Here is a 19,409-nt window from a genome sequence, read left to right as displayed (position 1 = left end):
ACAAAAATAAATATAGTATTTTAAGGAGGTAATTCGCATTGGCTCAACGCAAAGAAATGTTAATGAAAAATGTCGAATATATCGGTTACTGTGATCTGAACCGTAAACCCGGATTTCAGATGGCAATGTACAAAAGTCCGGAAAACCGATATTATCTCTATGCAGCCTGCTTTCGCGATAATGGATTTAATATTGTAGATGTTACTGATCCTTCAGCACCGGTCGCAAAATGGGTGGAAGGTGACTGGATTGGACCGATCCACGACGGACAGAGTTTACCTAAAATACAGACTGGTGACGGAAAACTGATTACCTGCTATGGCGGTACCATGCGTGTTCTGCATGGAACACATGAAATGCCCTTCTGGGGTGGCATAAAAATCTATGATATTGCCGCAGATCCTATGAATCCAAAGTTCCTTGGAGAATTTGAATGTGAAGATGGACCTGGTGCTCATCGTTCTTTTTATAATGGTGGAAACTATGTATATGTCGTTGGCAGCAAACGCAACTACATGGGATACATTATCCGTATCGTAGATATTTCTGATCCGACACATCCTGTAGAAGTTGGCAGTTACTGGGATGATGCGCAGTTTTTAGGAAACAAAAAAGCAAATGAAATACCGGAAATCGGCACAGAAGAATTTATGAAACTTCCATGTATGCATGCTGTTACCGTAAAAGATGATATCCTTTATGCAGCATTTCCAAATGTGGGGTTCTGTATGATCGATGTATCTGACAAGCGCAAGCCACGTTTAATCGGGAAACTGCCTCTGAATCCTACTTTTGGCGGTGGACAGGGCGGTGCTGCCGTTCACTCTGCTATGCCATTAGGAGACAGACCTTATGCGATTGTTACAACCGAAGCGGAACGTGTCAGATATTTTTCCAATGAACGGCTCACTGGTATGTTCCACAAAATCACAACTCAGCCAATGAATATGATTGGTATCGTAGAAACTGTAGATCCGGAGCATCCAAGTCTGATAGCAATTTGTCCTTATCCGGAAGTACCGGAAGGATATACACATGGGACTAATTTTAATATCGTGGATGGTGTACGTGCTGTATTTGGTCCTCACAACATGTTTGACGCTTTTGGTCAGGATTGCTACGAAAAACGGGATGATCGTATTTATAATTGCTACTTCCATGCCGGACTTCGCATTTACGATGTATCTGATCCATTTATGCCAAAGGAGATTGCCTATTTTCTTCCACCAGATCCGGAAGGTGAAAACTGGTTCGATAATGAAAATGGTACCCTTTTACCTGGACCACAAGTAGCAATTACAGAAGATGTACTGGTTGATGACCGCGGATACATCTATGTAGATACATTTGAAGACGGTCTGTATATCGTCAAATGTACAGTATAATAGTCAATATCTTTTATAATTACCATATTACCTAATTTTTGAAAAGGACATGTCTGAACAATTTCTCAGACATGTCCTTTTTCCCTTATTCCTGCTCCAGATATTTTTTCAGATCTTCCCTGACATCCTCTAGCGTAATAGACTGCAATTCCTGCTCCATCGCCTTCTGCACCCGATCCAGTTTTTCATCCAGCACATGGTGAATATTTCTTCCAACCGGACAAGCCATATTCGGATTCTCATGGAAATGAAAGAGCTGATTTTCTTCCACGCACTCCACCGCACGATAAATATCCAGAAACGTAATCTCTGACAATGGCTTCGCAATCGTAGTTCCACCGGTTCCGCGCGCCACCTCAATGAGCCTTGCTGCCTTGAGCTGCCTTACTATTTTTCGAATGATGACAGGATTTACATTTGTACTTCCCGCAATAAAATCACTGGTTACTTTATAATCATCTTTGAATGTATCCGCACAGGCAAAAATATGAATTGCCAGCGTAAATCTGCTTGAAATCTGCATTTTTCTACCAACCTTATTTCACACAAGCTACTTTATTTCTATTCGTTCTTCTCCATCTTTTCTTTCGAATTTTCAATGATCGGAACATATTCATACTTCGGAATAAAATTACTCTTATCGTACTGTTTATAATACTGCATAAAAATACGATCCATGACTTTCGGTATCTGCGTCTCGTCTGCTTCAAACAGGATGATCAGATACTGCATGGAACTGTACCGGGTACAGACATCTACCTTTCGGATCTTCTGGCGGATTGCCTGCTCCATACTCTCCAGCGCACACTCAATATTTTCAATATACATCACATAATCCGGTGTGGTGTCCATGGTAACCATCACGAGATAACACTGGTATTTGTAACGCTCACCCAGATGGTTCATGTATTCGTAAATCTTTGCAAACTCCCGGTAATCCAGTTCAAGTGCACCTGCGTAGTTGCCACTCTCACGCAAAGCTTTTGCAATCAGCGCCAGATCTTTTCCGGTTCCATAATCAGTCATTTGCTGGCTTTCCATCTGCTGATAGAAGAAGAAATCTCCTTTGCCATTCTGCTTTATATAATACAGTGCTTTGTCTGCTTTAGAATAACATTCCTCAAAGGAATCCCCCTTTACCGTTTCACAGATTCCAATGGATATCGATGCATAGCGGATTTCCAGATCCTCTTCCTTTATCTCTTCAAATTTTTCAATAATACCACTTACGATCTCCGTGATTTTTTCCTTTGAAACTTCCGGTACAAACATCAGAAATTCATCGCCGCCCAGACGGCATACCACGGAGTGCTGTGCAAATTCAAGCAGCAGCGAACCAAGCATTTTCAGTGCCCGGTCACCGGCTTTATGCCCATAGATATCATTAATCTTTTTCAGATTATCCATATCCATGAACACCAGGTAACCATTCTCCCGCTGCATAAACTGTGCAGCCATTTTTTCTCCACGGTTACGCATCGGAAGTCCTGTAAGGAAGTCGAAGCCCTCACTGTCCTCCTGTGTCCGTATCGTCGACATGACATCTGAAATGAATTTTCCAATCTCGATTTCCACGTCCGGCATACTGTATTCCTCATCTATTCCAATACACCCATCACCGATCACAAGCCGTTCTTCCCGAAGAAGTTTCAAAAAGATATCCGCAATTTCCGGATCAAACTGAATGCCCCGGTTCTTCGATATTTCCTTATAAATCGTCTCGGCTTCGAGAGGATTACGATAAATTCTTCTGGACTGCATCGCATCATAGCTGTCCGCCACTGCCACGATTCTGGCCGGTAACGGGATTTCTTCCCCTTTCAGACCATCCGGATATCCCTTTCCGTCATAACGCTCATGATGATGCCGTGCCACTTCTATTACATGATCGATCAGTGTAATATTCTTCAAAATTTCTGATCCGATCACCGTATGTTCCTTAATTACTGCATACTCTTCTTCCGTCAGTTTTGTCGGTTTATTTAAAATCGTGTCTGGGATTCCAATTTTTCCGATATCGTGCAAATGCGCTGCATTACGCAGATTGAAAAGTTCTTTCTGATTCCAGCCCAGCTCCTTCGCAATCAAAACTGAATATTCTGCTACACGATGAGAATGACCTCGGGTGTACTCGTCTTTCGCCTCTATCGTCGTTGACAACGTCTGCATCAACTGCAAAGACATGGCTTCCATCTGCTTTCTTCGCTTTTTCATTTCCCGTCTCTGACGTGAATTTTCCATGTTCTGTACATTACGGATCGTTCTGACCAGATTTACAAACAGAAGCACGATCATACCGATCCCCATAAACATGCCATAAATGGAGATGACAAAATATGAAGATACAGCTTCCACTGCGACTGAAAGAAGCGCCACAAACAGTCCTGGCACAACATAACGGTTTTTGTGAATATATCCGTGATGCAGATCATAACATACAGTTGCAACTACCAATACCAGTGTCACTCCAAGAATCGCATGAGCTACCGGCATTGTCTCTATAAAATCTGCTACACCAGTCAGATGCAGTACACAACAGACCGCAAAATTCAATACGGAAACGTATTCCATCCAGCGAAATACTTTCTGATGTTTTCCATTCTGCATACTGTCAATATAGTATACGATGGGCAGTGGGCATAACATGATTATTACAAAACACAAAGTGGAAAGCACTGATGCATTCGGCACCAGTAACTGCCTCATTTTTGATTCTCCAAGCATCCAGCCAGCTGCCATGATAATGCACCATCCCAGATACTCCATATCAAATTTCACATGATATACCAAACCAAGCGCCATACTGAAGATAACCGTAACGATTCCTGCAAACAGCAGGAAAAATGCAATAATCGTCGCCAAACCATAAGAATCAAATATATATTCCCAGATTTCAGCCTTATCGCCACAGAACACTTCGTTTACTACTCCGGCATATTTTTCTGTATGTGTTTTTAATTCAATGCGTACTTCTTTTCCGGCATCATCCACTGATGTCGGACAGAATACATACCGGCTGGCTGAATTTTTTCCTGCTATTCTGGTATCTGAAGTATCATATACAACTCGCAACTGACCATCCACATAAAAACGCACATCCTGCAAAGAAGAACGGATCATTAACGTCTGCGCATCATAATCTGTTGGAAGCTGCGTTGTCAGCACCATTGTTTCCCCGGCCGCCATATCATAAATTCCCGGTATCTCAATCTGCTCCGTACTTCCATCTGATTTTTCCCAGGTAAATGTTCCATGATAAGTAAGATCCCGTACATTTTCACTGCTGTCCCGCTCGTTTGTCCCGAATATTTCTGCAACTATAAACCAACACAAAATTGCCAGCATCAGAATATAAAATACCTGTTTTTTCTTTTTATCTATCTTATAGTTTTCTTTCGCCAAACTCATTCTCCTACTGATTTAACCATCTAATTGTTTATTCGTATTATCATTAAATTTTATTTTACCAGATTTTTCTACGTAAGAACACCATTGAATTTTTATTATCATTTGGCATTTTCCAACTGTATTGTTTTGGTTTTACAAAAAAACTGTCTTCCTGCGCAAATTTATTTGTGTTGATTTTTCACCAGAAGTACGATATTTTCTGCGTGCTTTGTAAACGGAAACATGTCATACGGATATGCTCCCATTGCTTTATATCCATGCTTTGTCAGATATTTCAGATCCCTCGCCTGGGTCTGCGGATCACAGGAAATATAGACGATTTTCTGCGGCGCCAGTGTCACAGCGGATTTCATAAACTGTTCTGTACTGCCACTTCTTGGCGGATCCATAAATACGACATCTGCCTTTTCACCCTTTGCCGCCATTTTTTCCATAAAACGTCCGGCGTCATCCTGATAAAAACGGATATTTTTCATCTGGTTGCGTTTTGCATTTTTGACCGCATCCCGCACTGCATCCGGATTCAGTTCCACACCAATGACTTCTTTTGCAGATTTTGCAGCGACCATTCCGATGGTTCCAATGCCACAATATGCATCAATGACACGCTCTTTGCCTGTCAGTCCGGCAAGTTCCATAGCCTTTCCATACAGTTTCTCCGTCTGAACCGGATTGATCTGATAAAAAGATCTGGAAGAAATGCGGAAGGTAAGTCCGCACAATGTATCTTCAATATAACCTTTTCCGTAAATTGTTGTCTCACGGTCACCGAGTACCATACTGGTACGCTTGTCATTCACATTCAACACAACTGTTGTGATCTCCGGATGCAGTTTCCGCAATGCTTTGACAAAATTATTCTTTGACGGCATTACCGGAGAGCCCAGTACCAGAACGACCATAATCTCACCTGTAGTAAATCCGCGGCGGATCAGCACATGGCGCAACAGGCCGTAGCCGGTATCTTCATTATATGTTTTTATCTTAAAAGATTTTAAAAGTCCACGGATGTCATTGATGATGGCATCTGCTTTTTCATCTTCGATCTGACAGGCTTCCACCGGAACAACCCTGTGTGTACCTTCCTCGTAAACACCGGAAATGATCGTACCGTCTTTTTTCCGTGCAAACACTGCATGCACTTTGTTTCGGTAATGATATGGATCTTTCATTCTGGTAATTTCTTCTGTTTTACAAAATGGCTGCATTAACTGACGGACTGCTTTTTGCTTGTCCTGCAGCTGTTTTTCATATGGAATGCCCTGATACTGGCATCCGCCACATTTTTTTGCGACCTTGCAGGCTGTAGTTTTCTTTTCTTCCTTCATAGACTCTATTTAAATTCTCCCTGTTTTTCTGACGCACATCATATCAGAAATGTATCTCTTCTGCAAGTTTCTGCATCTGATAATCCGCATCCGCCATGATATCCGCACATTTTTTCAGTCGTTCGTGCATCTCCGGTGTAAACACTTTATCCTTTTTATAACGCAGCTGATGCTCGGTACTCGCCCAGAAATTCATGGCAATGGTCCGCATCTGCACTTCCACTGGAACCTGACGCATACCATCAGAAAAGAATACATTGATTTTTACGATCAAATGCAGGCTGCGGTAACCATTTTCCTTCGGTTCACGAATATAATCTTTGACCTCTACTAATTCTACATCTGTCTGACTGAGCAGCATCCGGGCCACCTCATACACATCCGTGATAAATGGGCAGATGACACGAATGCCCGCAATGTCATAAATATTGTTTGTCAGGCAGCTTAACGTCATCGGCAGACCTTTTCGTTCCATCTTCTTTGCAATACTCTCCGCAGATTTGATACGGCTTTTGATATTTTCAATCGGATTACGATCGTTGCTCTGTTCAAATTCCCGGTTCAAAATCTGCAGTTTCGTCGTCAGCTGACGGATGCCCGCTTCATAAAACATCATCATCTGTTTGTATTGTTTCGCCAGATCCAACTGATCTGCTGCCAATGGCAGGTTACTTGTAGTTTCTCCCGATCCTGTCCCGTCCTGTTCCTCTGGTTGTTCCGGCATATCTGCTTCCATGTACTCTGCCTCATCCAGCTTTTCTTTCATTGCTGTATCTGTATTTGTTTCATCATTTACTGTTTTTTCTCGATCTGTTACGTTTACTTTCTCATCCATTCCTTAATAATTCTCCTTACCTCTGTAATCCCCATATTTATAGTAATTGTAACATATACCCTTGTCTTTTCCATGAAAAAAACATAAAAACTTTCTAAACCCCAAATACAAAATATTTTCTTAGTGTACAAAAAAAGAAAGTAAACCCTCCGCAGATCTACTCTCTTTTCACCCTCTTATTTTTCGTCAACGACCTGGAAGATGAAGAACTTGAGATAATAAGATTCATCTGCCGCCCATAAAATCGGATGATCCGCAGATTGTGTCCGAAACTCTACCTGCCGCAGTCGCTTATGGGTAGAACGCGCTGCCTCGCGGATGGTCTTTGCCAGCAGTTCCTGCGTCATGAAATGAGAACAGGAACAGGTTGCCAGATAGCCGCCGTCTTTCACCAGTTTCAAACCTTTCATGTTGATTTCTCTGTAACCTTTGATGGCATTTTTAGTTGCCTGACGGGATTTTGTAAAGGCCGGTGGATCCAAAATCACCACATCGTATTTTTCTCCGACTGCCGCCAGTTTCGGAAGTTCGTCCAGTACGTTTGCCGCGCGGAATTTTACAATATCACTCAAGCCATTGCGTTTTGCATTTTCCGTTGCCTGCTCTACCGCAAATTCAGAAATATCCAGTCCGGTTACTTCGCTTGCCCCCGCGATTCCCGCATTCAACGCAAAGGTTCCCATATGGGTAAAACAGTCCAATACTCGCTTTCCTTTGCACAACTTCTGGATCGCCAGACGGTTGTATTTCTGATCCAGGAAAAATCCGGTTTTTTGACCGTTCACCACATCAACCATATAGTGCACACCGTTTTCCACAATTTCCACGTTTGTATCAAATTCATTTCCAATGAAACCTTTTATCCTGCTTAATCCTTCTTTTTCCCGCTCTTTTGCATCGCTTCGCTCATAAACGCCACGAATTTCAATGCCATCTTTTGCAAGGATCTGTTTCATCAGTTCTGCCAGCAGTTCTTTATACCGTTCCATTCCAAGTGTCAGGCACTCCATTACCAGCACATCTTCATATTTATCAATAACGATTCCCGGCAGGAAATCTGCCTCGCCAAATACCAGGCGGCAGGAAGATGTGTCCACCGTATCTTTGCGGTAATTCCATGCGTTCTGCAGACGCATTTCAAAAAACGCCTCATCAATCTCCTGCTCCACATGTCGCGTCAACAGACGTACACGAATTTTTGAATTTTGATTAATATAGCCCTTTCCCATCGGGTATCCATCGAAATCATGCACCAACACGATATCTCCATTATGAAAACGACCGGTAATGGTCTCAATCTCATTATGGAAGACCCATGCACCACCCGCTTTGATGGTACGTCCTTCTCCTTTTTTCAATGTAACAATTGCCAGATTTTCCTGTTTTATCATATTATTTTCTATGCTCCTACCGTTTCTAGCGTTATCAGTTGTATACTTTTATATTTTGATGCTGCTTTTATTAAAACCTATTTAAAATATCCATCTGTTTATCATTCATTGCATTCCAGAGAAAACTCTACCTTACAAGCAAAGATGTTTATACTCTGTCATATCCTCTTTAAATTTGCAAATCATCTCATTTGTCAGTGAAAAATTGTCCGGTGACTCAAAAATCTCTTCCGGTGTCACCCATTTTGCCATGGCAAGTTCATCCTCCTGAATGATGATATGATTTTCTCCATCCAATTCACAAAAAAATCCAAACAACAGACTTTCTGAATACGGCCATGGCTGACTTTTATAATAACGCAGATTTTTCACATGCAAATGCGTCTCCTCGTACACTTCCCTTGCAACGGTTTCCTCGATGGTCTCCCCCACCTCCGCAAAACCGGCTATCAGCGCATAATGATCCCGGAAACCATTTTTGTACCAGCTGACCAGAATTTTCCCCTTGTGCATCACTCCGATGATCACGCATGGACAAATCTTTGGATATTCCATCTGACCGCAAACCGGACAGCGCATCATTCGCTCCCTCTCATCCGGAATCATGCGGGTTCCACATCCTCCGCAAAAACGATGCGCCGCATACCAGCCTGCTAACTGTGCACCAACCAAACCTGCATAGCACAGATGCTGTGGTGCCGCACCACGCAAATATCTGGTTGTTTCATAGTGAAACTCTGGTTTCTCATTCAACTGCTCCGTTGAATCTTTCTGCTGTTTTTCCTCACCAGATTGTTTATCCGAATCCTCCTGCTGCTTTTTCTCACAAGACTGTCCCAAATGCACCAGATTAAGTTCTTCACGATCTTTGTACTGATGATGCTGATACAGGAAAAATCGTTCCTCACCGACTGCAAACAGATACACAAACCGATCCCCGTTCTGCACCTGTTCCTTTAATTCATGATAACGTGGAAAAGAAATGGCTTCCTTTGTTCCACGCAGCAATATTTTCCGTTCCTGCATACAGATGATCCAGTCATTTTTCTCCGGTTGTAATTTATGCCACTCGTTATTAAAATGAAATGGTGCAATATCCTGTATCATATCTTTCTTTTACCTGCCTTGTTTTTATCCTGATTTCAGTATCTTCGTATCACTTTTTCTTAGTTATGATTGACTTTCGATTCGCTTTTACATATCGTTTATTTTAGTATCCAAACGTTCCTGCCAGAGATTCATCATCATCAATCCACTGCTGCACCTGAATCATACGATACTCATCCTTGGTATTTCGAATATACACCCGGTCAATTCCGGCATTAATGATCATTCGCTTGCACATGGAACAGCTATTGGAATTTTTTACATATTCCCCTGTGTCCACTTCTTTTCCAACCAGATACAACGTACTTCCGATCATTTTTCCTCTGGATGCACTGATAATAGCATTGGCCTCCGCATGCACACTGCGACAAAGCTCATAGCGCTCACCTCTCGGCACATTCATTTTCTGCCGGATACAGACACCAAGGTCAGAACAGTTTCTTCTGCCTCTTGGTGCTCCCACGTAACCGGTGGAGATTACTTCATCGTTTTTTACGATAACAGCACCATAACGTCTGCGCAGACAGGTTCCCCGCTGTCCCACTATTTCAGCCAGATCCAGGTAATAATTAATTTTATCCCGACGCTCCATCGCGTTTTCCTCCTCACCTTCTGAAACACATCAAATCTATTTCTATCCATTCAGCTTCTTTTCACCAATGCACTTTTCTCAAAAAAACATTGCTGACTACACATACTTTTCTGCTACTTTATCAATTCCTTCCGGATTTTTCTGTGCCCAACTCAGGTAATCCATGCCAGAAGCTGCCACTGCCTGTCCAAGTTCTACCAAAAACTGTGGAATCACTGATTCTTCCATGGTACCAATCTCACGTCCCATACGCTCTTCGCCCTGACGTTCCGCACCATTTGCAAACAGTACAAATGCATTTTTCGGCTGATCATCCACACGTTTTACCGCACCGCGGAATCCGATCACACCAGTCTGATGGGTACCACAGGATGATGGACATCCGGAAATATGAATCTGCGGTAACGCACCGTTTGGAATATTCGCTTCACGAACGGTTTCCACACAAGCCTGTAAAAGTGCCTGGGAATCACGCAGTCCTACCTGACAAATTGATGCGCCGATACAGCTGACACTTGTCTCAAATACTGTATTTGCACTGCTCGGTGTCGCGTCCAGCACTTTTTCCACCTCTGACCCGGTCAGATTAATGATATATGCTGTCTCATCTGGAGCAAGGCGGATTTCCACCTCTTCCATCTCCTGAATTGCATCGGAAAGTGCACACAATTCTTCTACCTTCGGCTGTCCTCCAATTGGATGCCAGATGACTGTATATAATCCAATCTGTTTCTGTGGTAAAACACGTGCTCCGGAAATACGTACTCCATCATCTTTTTTGTTCACCGGCTGCGGATCTACAGAGATTTTCAAATCTTCTCCGGAAGCCAGCACCTCAGCCAGTTTTCCCTGATATGCCTTGGCATAATTTTCTGCACCACCACAGATTTCCTGCATGTAGCGTGTTCTGGCTTTTCCGCGGTTCTCATAATTTCCATATGTACGGAAGGTCAGCCACATCGCTTTAATGTAATATAAGATCATCTCCGGCTCTACCGCTTCTGCAACTTTCACACCAAATCTGGCATTATTGCCAAGCCCGCCGGCACTGTATACATCAAATTTTCCTTCTTTTGTTGCCACAAAGCCAAGATCACGATAAGTAGCATGTGGAATATTTTTCGGCGAATTGGAAAAACATACTTTCAGCTTACGCGGCATTTTCTCCGCATTGATAAAGGTCATCAAATATTCTCCGGCTGCCTCCGCCCACGGACGTACATCAAAATACTCATCCGCTTCTACACCGGACAACGGAGAACACATGACATTTCGCGGGAAATCTCCGCCACCGCCCATCGTAACAATTCCAACATCAAGCGCATCTTCCATGATCTGACACAGTTCTTCCTGCTGCAGATCATGCAGCTGAATTGTCTCGCACGTTGTAAAATGTGCTTTTTTCACATTATATTTTCGAATGGATTCTGCAATAAATGCAAGTTTTTCCTTTGTTACACGCCCTGCTGTCATACGCAGACGCAACATACTTGCTTTTCCGCCTTTCTGTGCATAACTTCCGTAACGACCGGAATAACCTTTATAATCACCTTTGCTCATTTCTCCATTGTAAAACGCTTTTGTTTTTTCCCGGAAACTCGGCATATCTGCCTTCCAGGACTGTGGATCTATGTTATTCATATACATCTTCCTCCAATTTTTCAGTCATATTTTTATCCATATACTTTAAAATCAACCCTATCTGTTGAAAAATCGGATATAGATAGCTTGCACCAAATGTACCGATCTTTTTCGGTCCCGTAATGGCAATCCCCTGTGTCTGTTTTTCCAGAACACGCTGTGCTGCCAGGCCAACAGTTGCCTGCGTGATCGACTTTTCCTTTCGATCCACAAACATCTCATGTCCTCGGATAATATAAGTAAACGAAATGCCCTTTACTGTATAAAAGAAATCCTGCTCCAGTTCACCTAAAACCTGCCACAACAATTCTGCAGATAAGTTTTCCGGCTGATTTCTAACTTGCTCCAAATGCAGTTTCCATGCGCTCAGCACTTCTTTTTTATTCGATAATTTCACTTCTGGACACGCTTCCATACTCATAAATTCTTTTTTCCTTTGATAGGTTTTTATTTTTTTAACTTATTCTACCATTAATCAGAGGGAATGTAAAACAAGAAGAACATTTCCCTTTATTTTTCAAAGTTTTCGGCACAAAAAAAGAACACTTGCGTGTTCTTTTATAGTGAGCGTGCCGGGGTTCGAACCCGGGACAACTTGATTAAAAGTCAAGTGCTCTACCAACTGAGCTACACACCCATATGAAATTATTGAACTGGGCTAGCTGGATTCGAACCAGCGAATGCAGCAGTCAAAGTGCTGTGCCTTACCGCTTGGCGATAGCCCATTATTTACAACCAAGCAGGAGTGATTTAAGGTGGATAAAGGGATTCGAACCCTTGGCCTCCAGAGCCACAATCTGGCGCGCTAACCAACTGCGCTATACCCACCATGCGAGACAGTGATGACCAAACGTCTTCCTTATCTCAAATGTGCTCGAAGGGATTCGAACCCCCGACCCACGGCTTAGAAGGCCGTTGCTCTATCCAGCTGAGCTACGAACACACAACTGTTATGAGAATCTTTCATAACAAAGCGGGTGATGGGAATCGAACCCACGTATCCAGCTTGGAAGGCTGGTGTTCTACCATTGAACTACACCCGCATATAATCGGGGTGACAGGATTCGAACCTGCGACCTCCTGGTCCCAAACCAGGCGCTCTAGCCAAGCTGAGCCACACCCCGTATTTTTCTGCCGCATCGCTGTTGTCTTACCCGCGACGCAAGAATTATTATATGGCAAACCGCGCATTTTGTCAACAACTTTTTTCAAAAACTTTTCTAATCCCTGCAAACCCTTTATTTATGCGGCTTTGCGGGTACTTCGTATACTTGAATATCCAAGTATTTCCCAAAAATTTTCTGCGAAACTCAAATCAGTTCCCACTTTTTTTCCAAAAAAGACTATGCATCTAAATCCTTATTCATCCAAGTAACGAATCTCAAATATCGGCTTTTTGCCCTTTTCTTTTTCCATCACAATGTAAGAACGCTGACGTCCTTTCTGCCGGGGATAAGACAAACTGCCTGGATTTAATAATATAATATCATCGTCTTCTTCCAGGAGCGGCCGATGGGTATGTCCAAACATAACGGCATCCACGCCCCGGACAACCCCTTCTTCCCGAATCCGCTGATACCCCATGGAAACACCATACATATGACCATGAGTGATCAGCGCACGGAAATCATCGATAAACACGATTTTTTCATTCGGAAGATCCGAGAAGAAATCATTATTTCCTGCAACAATCTCGATCGGACATTCTGCCAGATCTGCAATATAATCTTCATATCCTTCCGCATCTCCCAGGTGAATCAGCTTCTGAAACGGATATTCCCGTTCAATAGCTTCCTCAATTCCCATATGTCTTCCATGTGTATCACTCACGATCAAAACTTTCATATATGCTCCATTCTACAATTTTTGATAAATCTAATTTCTTTCATAAAAACAGAAATACTTCTTATTGGATATATTGTTTCAACTTCTCGCGCATCGCCCGCAGTGCATTTCCACGATGACTTCTTGCGTTTTTATCCTCCGGAGATAATTCCGCGGTAGAACAATTCAGATCCGGTACATAGAAAATCGGATCATAGCCAAAACCGTTCTCTCCCGCCGGCTTGTCACCGATATAACCTTCAATGGTTCCGCGCACTACGATTGGCTCATGGCCCGGCACAACTGCTGCAATGGCACATACAAACCGCGCAGTACGTTTTTCCTTCGGTACACCCTGCAGACGATCCAGCAGCATCTGGTTTTTTATCTCATAGGAAGTATCTTCGCCCGCATAACGCGCAGAATAGATACCCGGTTCTTTGTTCAGATAATCAATTTCCAGTCCGGAATCATCTGCCAGCACAATGTCATTGCACTGCACAGCCACAGCTTTGGCCTTAATCAGTGCATTTTCCTCAAAAGTAGTGCCATCCTCCACGATATCCACATCGATTCCGGCTTCTTTCATAGAAAGGATCTCCCATCCCAAATCTCCCAGAATTTCGTGGATCTCCCGCATTTTATTTTTATTTCCTGTTGCAAATATAATTCTCTGTTTCATTCTGCCTGTCCTTCTTTTCTGTCGTAATTTCTGTATCCTGCCACACTCTTACATTTTTCCACACGCAAAAACAATTATTTTTCTACGCTTCCGTCCGTTTTCTTTTCGGCGGCTTCGGTCCAATATACTGATACAAATTGGTCCGCAGCATACCATTGTAGATTTTGCGCTTCTTGTCCGCTTTTTTACCAATACAGCGCTCTGTATCTTCATAAGAAGTAATCAGATACTCAGACCAGCTGTCCAGTCCCGCAAATGCCTCGCCAATCTCATGATACAGCTTCGGCAATGCCGCTTTTTCTTCCAGACGCTCGCCGTAAGGCGGGTTAGTAATGACGAATCCATATTTTTTCGGATTTTTCAGTTCGCTTACCGGACGTTGCTGAAAATGAATGAGATGATCCACACCTGCACGTTTCGCATTGTCTCTGGCAGCCCGGATGATCTCTCCATCGATATCGTAACCCTGAATATTTGTCTCTATATCTGTATTTACCAGTTCCTTCGCCTCCTCAAAACTGTCGTTCCAAAGCTGTATCGGGATCAGATTGTTCCATGTCTGTGCCAAAAATGTACGTGACATTCCCGGTGCGATATTGGCTGCGATCATAGCGGCCTCGATCGGAATGGTTCCACTTCCGCAAAACGGATCCACCAGAATGCGGTCTGCCTTCCACGGTGTCAGCATAATCATGGCTGCTGCCAGTGTCTCCGTGATCGGTGCTTTGCTGCTCAGTACACGATAACCACGTTTGTGCAGCGATTCTCCGGAAGAATCGATGCCAATAGTCACCTCATCTTTATTCAAAAATACACGCAGCGGATAAGAAGAACCCGTCTCTTCAAACCAGCTCACACCGTAATGTAGCTTCATCCGCTCAACAATCGCTTTTTTTACTATAGACTGAATATCAGATGGACTGAACAGCTTACTTTTTACGGAAGATGCCTTTGTCACCCAGAATTTTGCATCCACCGGCAGATAATTCTCCCACGGAATTGCCTTTACTGCCTCAAATAATTCATCAAATGTCTCCGCATGAAACTCTCCGACTTTCAAAAGCACACGCTCCGTTGTCCGTAAATGAATATTTGCCCGACAGATTGTCTCCATATCACCTTCGTATGTAACCCTGCCATCTTCTACTTTGACAATGTCATATCCGAGATCATAAATTTCCCGTTTTAAAATTGCCTCCATACCAAAATGACAGGGAGAAATAAATTGCTGTAACTCCATCTTTTCTCTCCTGCTATCTTTCGTTATTTGTAATCATTATAATCGTTTCTTATTTATACTGTCAATCATGATTCTGCTGAGAATACGCTTCAATTCCGCCTGCAACCGAACAGATGCGATACCCTCGTTTCACATATCTGCAGCCTTCCTGAATACTTGTGTTGCCATACTGACAGTAAAAAATCAACAGTCTGTTTTTGGGCATCTGTTCCATAAATGCTTCTAGTTCCTCCACAGGCACATTGCGTGCACCGGGAATATGCCACTGCCGGTAATCTTTGGAATCCCGCAAATCGATCACCATGGCATTCCACTTGCGCCGGTATTCCCAAATCTCCTTCGTGCTGATCAGACACAATCCCATATCTTTTCCTCAATCTTCTTCATTTTATGCCTAGCTATATTTTCATTTTAACCTTAAAAAAGGAGCAGACCGCCACGCAGTCCACCCCTTTTTCTGCTCACTTACCGCCTTCGGCTATAATAACATATGCATTCACCGACAGTTTGTATCTTGTCTCACACTAACGGCAGTTTTTATCCGCATTAGAAGCGTTTTTACCGCAGTTCTCAGAATTGCTACTGTTCTTGTTCTGAGATTTGTTCTGAGACTTGTTCTGTCCCTTATTTGTCGCATTTTTTGCATATCCATTTGTGTAATCAGCATTTTTGTAATCATTTTCAGACGTATAATTTTTAGCCATTTTATGATTCCTCCTGTTTCGTTTTTACAGGTATAGTATGTTGACTTTTTCAAATTCTATGCATGGAAAAATTTGCCCGAAATTTAAGTGAATTTCGCAAAAAAAGTTTGTTAAATTATTTGCAATTTCTCGACAAATGCTATATAATTCAAATTGAAAAGAATCTTCCCTTCAATATTCTTTTCAATTATACCCCTTATTAATTATTTATACTCCCCTTAAAACGACCGATGTTCCCCATTGGTCGTTTTATTTTTCTTTCATTTTTATTTGTTACGCATTTAACAATCATAGTTCTTACTTAAAATGCGGTTTTCATATGGTCAATCCCGCGATTTCATTACAGATTACATCTTACCCTTTTTCTAAACTATTAATTCCTGTTGATCAATGCATAATTTCAGAAATCAGTATAGAAATTCCAAGAACTGCCCCTAAAATGATCAATGTCCCGTACCATGTGTTCAGTTTCAGTTTCCCAAGACGCACATCCCATCCTTCGTTTTCAATAAATTCTGCATGAAATCCATGCTCCGGATTCTGCACGTTTGCGTTGATTTCCTCCGCAGTCATATTTCCAATAACTTCACGCTGCTGCTGTTTTTCCAGTTTTTCATAATGCTCTACAATCATATCTGCAACTTTTGCCGGATCACCGAGTTTGCGCATTACCTGCTCCATGGTCTTTCCTCCAGCCACTTGCTCCTGAATGTAATCCTCGTAAATATGCATCTGGTCGATAATCTCCTCATCACTTAAACGGCCCTCTAACTGCAGTTTTAAAATATATAAGAAATCATCCATTTATTTTTTCTCCTTTGCTGTCAATTTTTTCTTCTACTATTTCGTTTTCAGGAGTTCGCCTTTTTCCTGTTGTGATATTTCCTACTTTTCATCATATGAAGCTATTATACAGCATCTAAAAAGAGACTGCAAAATTTAATTTGAGTACATTGGTCAAACTTTGCAATCTCTTTTATAATTTTAGATTCTATTTTCCCCTAAATCGCCAGCAGATTCTTGATTGCTTCCATATAAATCAGAACCGCTTCTTCCATTTCTGATACCAGAATAAATTCATCTGCGCTATGAATATGATAATCCATGCCCAGTTTTTCCGGACCGAACGCAATAATATTTTTCAAAGATTTTGCATATGTTCCACCGCCGATTACCATCGGTTCATACTCGGTATCCCCAGTCACGTCCACATACGCTTTATATAGTGCTTTGACCAGAGGAGACTCCCGTGGGAAAAACAACGGATCACCAATTTCTTCTATCTCGATCCGACCGTTTTCATCTTCCAACTTGCCCTCGCACATTTTTCGAACATCTGATTCTTTTAAAGTAACCGGCACACGAATGTCAATCGTACAGGAAATCACACCATCCTCAGTTTTTACAATTCCGTTACAGAATGTCAGATTGCCGTAAGCATCCTCACATTTCAGACCAACTCCGGCTCCGTCGCAGGAAGTTCCAAGGTGTGTGTTATAGAATTTTACAAAATCATCCTCAAAACCTGCTTTTTCCAGACATTCAAATGTCACGCCAGCTGCATTGATACCAAGTGCCGGTGTGCTCGCATGCGCCGGAACACCTTTTGCATAAATCTCGATCTGACCATTTTCTTCGGTTACTTTGTACTCCTGAAGTTTTGTGTCTGCAAGAGACGCTTCCAATTTTTCTTTTAATCCGGCTTCTGCCGGGATCACAGTCGTACAACTGTCACACACCGCATTGGATACAAAACCGCCATTCATAGAAATAATTCTAGTATGTTTGGAATATGCCATCATAGACATATGCCCTTTTTCGCCATGAATGCACGGAAAATTTGCATCTGGTGTAAATCCACAGGATAACTCCTCAGCGACCTCATTATAATGCTCCATACATTTCGAACCAGTTTCCTCATTGCATCCCATGATCAAACGTACCCGTTTATTCAGCTTCACGCCAGAATCACGAAGCAGCTTCATCGCATAAAGAGCCTCGATTACCGGACCTTTGTCATCTGTCGTTCCACGTCCATATACATAATCCCCTTTGCGAGTCAGCACAAAAGGATCATAACTCCAGTCTCCACCAACTGGCACGATGTCCAAATGTCCTGCAATTCCTACGATTTCATTGCCCTCGCCCATTTCCGCATAACCACAATAGTTGTCCAGATTTACGGTATGAAAACCGAGTTCTTCTGCAATTTTCAGTCCTTCGCTCAGTGCTTTTGCAGGACCTTCCCCAAACGGCTTGCTCTCTGTAGGTGTTCCTAGCTTGGAATCAATCGCTACCAGTCTACCTAAATTTGTAATCATCTCCTCAGATAATGCATGAATTTGTTTTTTGATATCCATAGTTCCTCCAATGTTCTCAAAACTTCTCATTTAAGTTATTTTTCTTTAATAAAGCGGGCATTCGCAATCCAATGTTTGCATCATCATTTTATGCGTCAAAATCTGCTTCAAATACGCCTTCCGGTGTACGCATCGTTAAGATTCCCAGATTGAAATCCTCATCCCGAATGGTAATGTGATACTCAAACACTATATCTTCCTCAAATTTTGATAACAGAAGATACACACCATTCTCTTTTCCATCAATCTGATCACAAATATCGTTGTATACTGCCTCACCGGAAATTGCTCTCGGATAGCCGGATGCTTTTATTTTCTGCTCAATCAGTTCATATAATTCGTTCATACTCTGTCCTCTTTTCTACTTTTATTTTTTTCTTTCTCTATCAGCTTCTTATATACATGTTTTACAAACCACGGTTCCGTTGATTTTGCCAATGCCTCTTCTGGCGTAAACCATGCCACGCCACTATTCTCATCTGCCTTTATCGAAACGGCTTCTTCTGAATCTGCTTCCAATAAATATGTCACGTTAAAATGCAGGTGACTGGAAACATATTTCCCATTTTTCCAATGTCCATCTACCGTAAGCGATTCCAACGAAAAAATATCCTCCGACACCGGAGTCACGTTGGAAATACTAGCTTCTTCTTTCACTTCCCGAACCGCCACAGATAGCAGATCTGTCTCGCCATCCGCATGACCGCCTAACCAGGACCAGGAATCATAAATATTGTGATATACCATCAGTACTCTACTTCTGTCTTTATTTACCACCCAGGCAGATGTCGTCATATGTGCCACGGTATTTTCACGCAAAAATGCGTTGTCGTTATTTTTTATCCACTCCAGAATAAGCGGTTTATCCATTTCTTCCTGCTCGTTATATGGCTGATATTGTTCGATACTGGC

General features: G+C 42.3%; 19 protein-coding genes and 6 tRNA genes. 1 reads left to right on the top strand and 24 read right to left on the bottom strand.

Annotation, left to right across the window (positions count from 1 at the left end):
- Nucleotides 1–38 precede the first annotated feature (38 nt).
- Nucleotides 39–1,385, top strand: coding sequence for an LVIVD repeat-containing protein (locus Q0I54_RS06450; protein WP_296117379.1), 1,347 nt, complete (start codon nt 39–41; stop codon nt 1,383–1,385).
- 85 nt (nt 1,386–1,470) lie between these two features.
- Here the strand turns inward: Q0I54_RS06450 and Q0I54_RS06445 are convergent, their stop codons facing one another.
- From Q0I54_RS06445 to Q0I54_RS06330, 24 genes are all read right to left on the bottom strand, one after another.
- On the bottom strand, nt 1,471–1,908 hold the full coding sequence (locus tag Q0I54_RS06445; protein WP_296117377.1) for an Rrf2 family transcriptional regulator: 438 nt from the start codon (nt 1,906–1,908) through the stop codon (nt 1,471–1,473).
- A gap of 38 nt (nt 1,909–1,946) precedes the next feature.
- Nucleotides 1,947–4,787, bottom strand: a complete 2,841-nt coding sequence (locus Q0I54_RS06440) for an HD domain-containing phosphohydrolase (protein ID WP_296117375.1) — start codon at nt 4,785–4,787, stop codon at nt 1,947–1,949.
- Between the two features lie 167 nt (nt 4,788–4,954).
- Nucleotides 4,955–6,121, bottom strand: coding sequence for a 23S rRNA (uracil(1939)-C(5))-methyltransferase RlmD (rlmD, locus tag Q0I54_RS06435; protein WP_296117374.1), 1,167 nt, complete (start codon nt 6,119–6,121; stop codon nt 4,955–4,957).
- Between the two features lie 43 nt (nt 6,122–6,164).
- Nucleotides 6,165–6,956 (bottom strand): GTP pyrophosphokinase family protein, encoded by a 792-nt coding sequence (locus Q0I54_RS06430; RefSeq protein ID WP_296117372.1) that lies wholly within the window; start codon nt 6,954–6,956, stop codon nt 6,165–6,167.
- A 176-nt stretch (nt 6,957–7,132) separates the two neighbouring features.
- Nucleotides 7,133–8,347, bottom strand: a complete 1,215-nt coding sequence (locus Q0I54_RS06425) for a class I SAM-dependent rRNA methyltransferase (RefSeq protein ID WP_296117371.1) — start codon at nt 8,345–8,347, stop codon at nt 7,133–7,135.
- 132 nt (nt 8,348–8,479) lie between these two features.
- Nucleotides 8,480–9,454, bottom strand: coding sequence for an NAD(+) diphosphatase (gene nudC / locus Q0I54_RS06420; protein ID WP_296117370.1), 975 nt, complete (start codon nt 9,452–9,454; stop codon nt 8,480–8,482).
- A gap of 103 nt (nt 9,455–9,557) precedes the next feature.
- Complete coding sequence (locus Q0I54_RS06415) at nt 9,558–10,046, bottom strand: deaminase (protein WP_296117369.1); 489 nt, start codon at nt 10,044–10,046, stop codon at nt 9,558–9,560.
- A gap of 96 nt (nt 10,047–10,142) precedes the next feature.
- Entirely contained in the window at nt 10,143–11,687 is a 1,545-nt protein-coding gene (locus Q0I54_RS06410) for a nitrite/sulfite reductase (protein WP_296117368.1), read from the bottom strand.
- The gene (locus Q0I54_RS06405) at nt 11,680–12,108 is read right to left on the bottom strand and encodes a hypothetical protein (protein WP_296117367.1); all 429 of its coding nucleotides are present in this window, start codon (nt 12,106–12,108) and stop codon (nt 11,680–11,682) included. Before Q0I54_RS06405 ends, Q0I54_RS06410 begins: the two co-directional genes overlap by 8 nt.
- Before the next feature lie 143 nt (nt 12,109–12,251).
- Nucleotides 12,252–12,324, bottom strand: a tRNA-Lys gene (locus Q0I54_RS06400).
- Nucleotides 12,325–12,340: 16 nt separating this feature from the next.
- Nucleotides 12,341–12,412: transfer RNA gene (locus Q0I54_RS06395), tRNA-Gln, on the bottom strand.
- Between the two features lie 29 nt (nt 12,413–12,441).
- Nucleotides 12,442–12,515, bottom strand: a tRNA-His gene (locus Q0I54_RS06390).
- A gap of 41 nt (nt 12,516–12,556) precedes the next feature.
- Nucleotides 12,557–12,630: transfer RNA gene (locus Q0I54_RS06385), tRNA-Arg, on the bottom strand.
- Nucleotides 12,631–12,659: 29 nt separating this feature from the next.
- A tRNA-Gly gene (locus tag Q0I54_RS06380) sits at nt 12,660–12,730 on the bottom strand.
- Between the two features lie 6 nt (nt 12,731–12,736).
- A tRNA-Pro gene (locus tag Q0I54_RS06375) sits at nt 12,737–12,811 on the bottom strand.
- Between the two features lie 235 nt (nt 12,812–13,046).
- Entirely contained in the window at nt 13,047–13,532 is a 486-nt protein-coding gene (locus Q0I54_RS06370; RefSeq protein WP_296117366.1) for a metallophosphoesterase, read from the bottom strand.
- 61 nt (nt 13,533–13,593) lie between these two features.
- Complete coding sequence (locus tag Q0I54_RS06365) at nt 13,594–14,193, bottom strand: XTP/dITP diphosphatase (protein WP_296117365.1); 600 nt, start codon at nt 14,191–14,193, stop codon at nt 13,594–13,596.
- An 82-nt stretch (nt 14,194–14,275) separates the two neighbouring features.
- Entirely contained in the window at nt 14,276–15,433 is a 1,158-nt protein-coding gene (locus tag Q0I54_RS06360; RefSeq protein WP_296117363.1) for a class I SAM-dependent RNA methyltransferase, read from the bottom strand.
- A gap of 61 nt (nt 15,434–15,494) precedes the next feature.
- Nucleotides 15,495–15,797 carry a rhodanese-like domain-containing protein gene (locus Q0I54_RS06355; RefSeq protein ID WP_296117361.1) on the bottom strand — a complete coding sequence of 101 codons (303 nt, stop codon included), beginning with the start codon at nt 15,795–15,797 and terminating at the stop codon, nt 15,495–15,497.
- A gap of 160 nt (nt 15,798–15,957) precedes the next feature.
- Nucleotides 15,958–16,137, bottom strand: a complete 180-nt coding sequence (locus Q0I54_RS06350) for a hypothetical protein (protein WP_296117360.1) — start codon at nt 16,135–16,137, stop codon at nt 15,958–15,960.
- Between the two features lie 387 nt (nt 16,138–16,524).
- Complete coding sequence (locus Q0I54_RS06345) at nt 16,525–16,941, bottom strand: HAAS signaling domain-containing protein (protein WP_296117359.1); 417 nt, start codon at nt 16,939–16,941, stop codon at nt 16,525–16,527.
- Between the two features lie 197 nt (nt 16,942–17,138).
- Nucleotides 17,139–18,497, bottom strand: coding sequence for a M20 family metallopeptidase (locus Q0I54_RS06340; protein ID WP_296117358.1), 1,359 nt, complete (start codon nt 18,495–18,497; stop codon nt 17,139–17,141).
- Between the two features lie 88 nt (nt 18,498–18,585).
- Nucleotides 18,586–18,843, bottom strand: a complete 258-nt coding sequence (locus tag Q0I54_RS06335) for a hypothetical protein (protein ID WP_296117357.1) — start codon at nt 18,841–18,843, stop codon at nt 18,586–18,588.
- A partial coding sequence (locus tag Q0I54_RS06330; RefSeq protein WP_367270789.1) for an NUDIX hydrolase occupies nt 18,840–19,409 on the bottom strand: 570 nt, incomplete at its 5' end. The genes Q0I54_RS06335 and Q0I54_RS06330, both read right to left, overlap by 4 nt.

This window comes from uncultured Eubacterium sp. (assembly GCF_934295145.1).
Taxonomy (GTDB): Bacteria; Bacillota; Clostridia; order Lachnospirales; family Lachnospiraceae; genus Eubacterium_I.
The sequence above is the reverse complement of the archived record's forward strand: the minus strand, read 5'-3'. Positions and strand labels throughout refer to the sequence as shown.

What these genes read in the sequence shown, in the direction of transcription:
- Q0I54_RS06445 (WP_296117377.1), bottom strand. Translation starts at nt 1,908, where the DNA reads ATGCAGATTTCAAGCAGATTTACGCTGGCAATTCATATTTTTGCCTGT.
- rlmD (WP_296117374.1), bottom strand. Translation starts at nt 6,121, where the DNA reads ATGAAGGAAGAAAAGAAAACTACAGCCTGCAAGGTCGCAAAAAAATGT.
- Q0I54_RS06430 (WP_296117372.1), bottom strand. Translation starts at nt 6,956, where the DNA reads ATGGATGAGAAAGTAAACGTAACAGATCGAGAAAAAACAGTAAATGAT.
- Q0I54_RS06425 (WP_296117371.1), bottom strand. Translation starts at nt 8,347, where the DNA reads ATGATAAAACAGGAAAATCTGGCAATTGTTACATTGAAAAAAGGAGAA.
- nudC (WP_296117370.1), bottom strand. Translation starts at nt 9,454, where the DNA reads ATGATACAGGATATTGCACCATTTCATTTTAATAACGAGTGGCATAAA.
- Q0I54_RS06415 (WP_296117369.1), bottom strand. Translation starts at nt 10,046, where the DNA reads ATGGAGCGTCGGGATAAAATTAATTATTACCTGGATCTGGCTGAAATA.
- Q0I54_RS06410 (WP_296117368.1), bottom strand. Translation starts at nt 11,687, where the DNA reads ATGAATAACATAGATCCACAGTCCTGGAAGGCAGATATGCCGAGTTTC.
- Q0I54_RS06405 (WP_296117367.1), bottom strand. Translation starts at nt 12,108, where the DNA reads ATGAGTATGGAAGCGTGTCCAGAAGTGAAATTATCGAATAAAAAAGAA.
- Q0I54_RS06370 (WP_296117366.1), bottom strand. Translation starts at nt 13,532, where the DNA reads ATGAAAGTTTTGATCGTGAGTGATACACATGGAAGACATATGGGAATT.
- Q0I54_RS06365 (WP_296117365.1), bottom strand. Translation starts at nt 14,193, where the DNA reads ATGAAACAGAGAATTATATTTGCAACAGGAAATAAAAATAAAATGCGG.
- Q0I54_RS06360 (WP_296117363.1), bottom strand. Translation starts at nt 15,433, where the DNA reads ATGGAGTTACAGCAATTTATTTCTCCCTGTCATTTTGGTATGGAGGCA.
- Q0I54_RS06355 (WP_296117361.1), bottom strand. Translation starts at nt 15,797, where the DNA reads ATGGGATTGTGTCTGATCAGCACGAAGGAGATTTGGGAATACCGGCGC.
- Q0I54_RS06350 (WP_296117360.1), bottom strand. Translation starts at nt 16,137, where the DNA reads ATGGCTAAAAATTATACGTCTGAAAATGATTACAAAAATGCTGATTAC.
- Q0I54_RS06345 (WP_296117359.1), bottom strand. Translation starts at nt 16,941, where the DNA reads ATGGATGATTTCTTATATATTTTAAAACTGCAGTTAGAGGGCCGTTTA.
- Q0I54_RS06340 (WP_296117358.1), bottom strand. Translation starts at nt 18,497, where the DNA reads ATGGATATCAAAAAACAAATTCATGCATTATCTGAGGAGATGATTACA.
- Q0I54_RS06335 (WP_296117357.1), bottom strand. Translation starts at nt 18,843, where the DNA reads ATGAACGAATTATATGAACTGATTGAGCAGAAAATAAAAGCATCCGGC.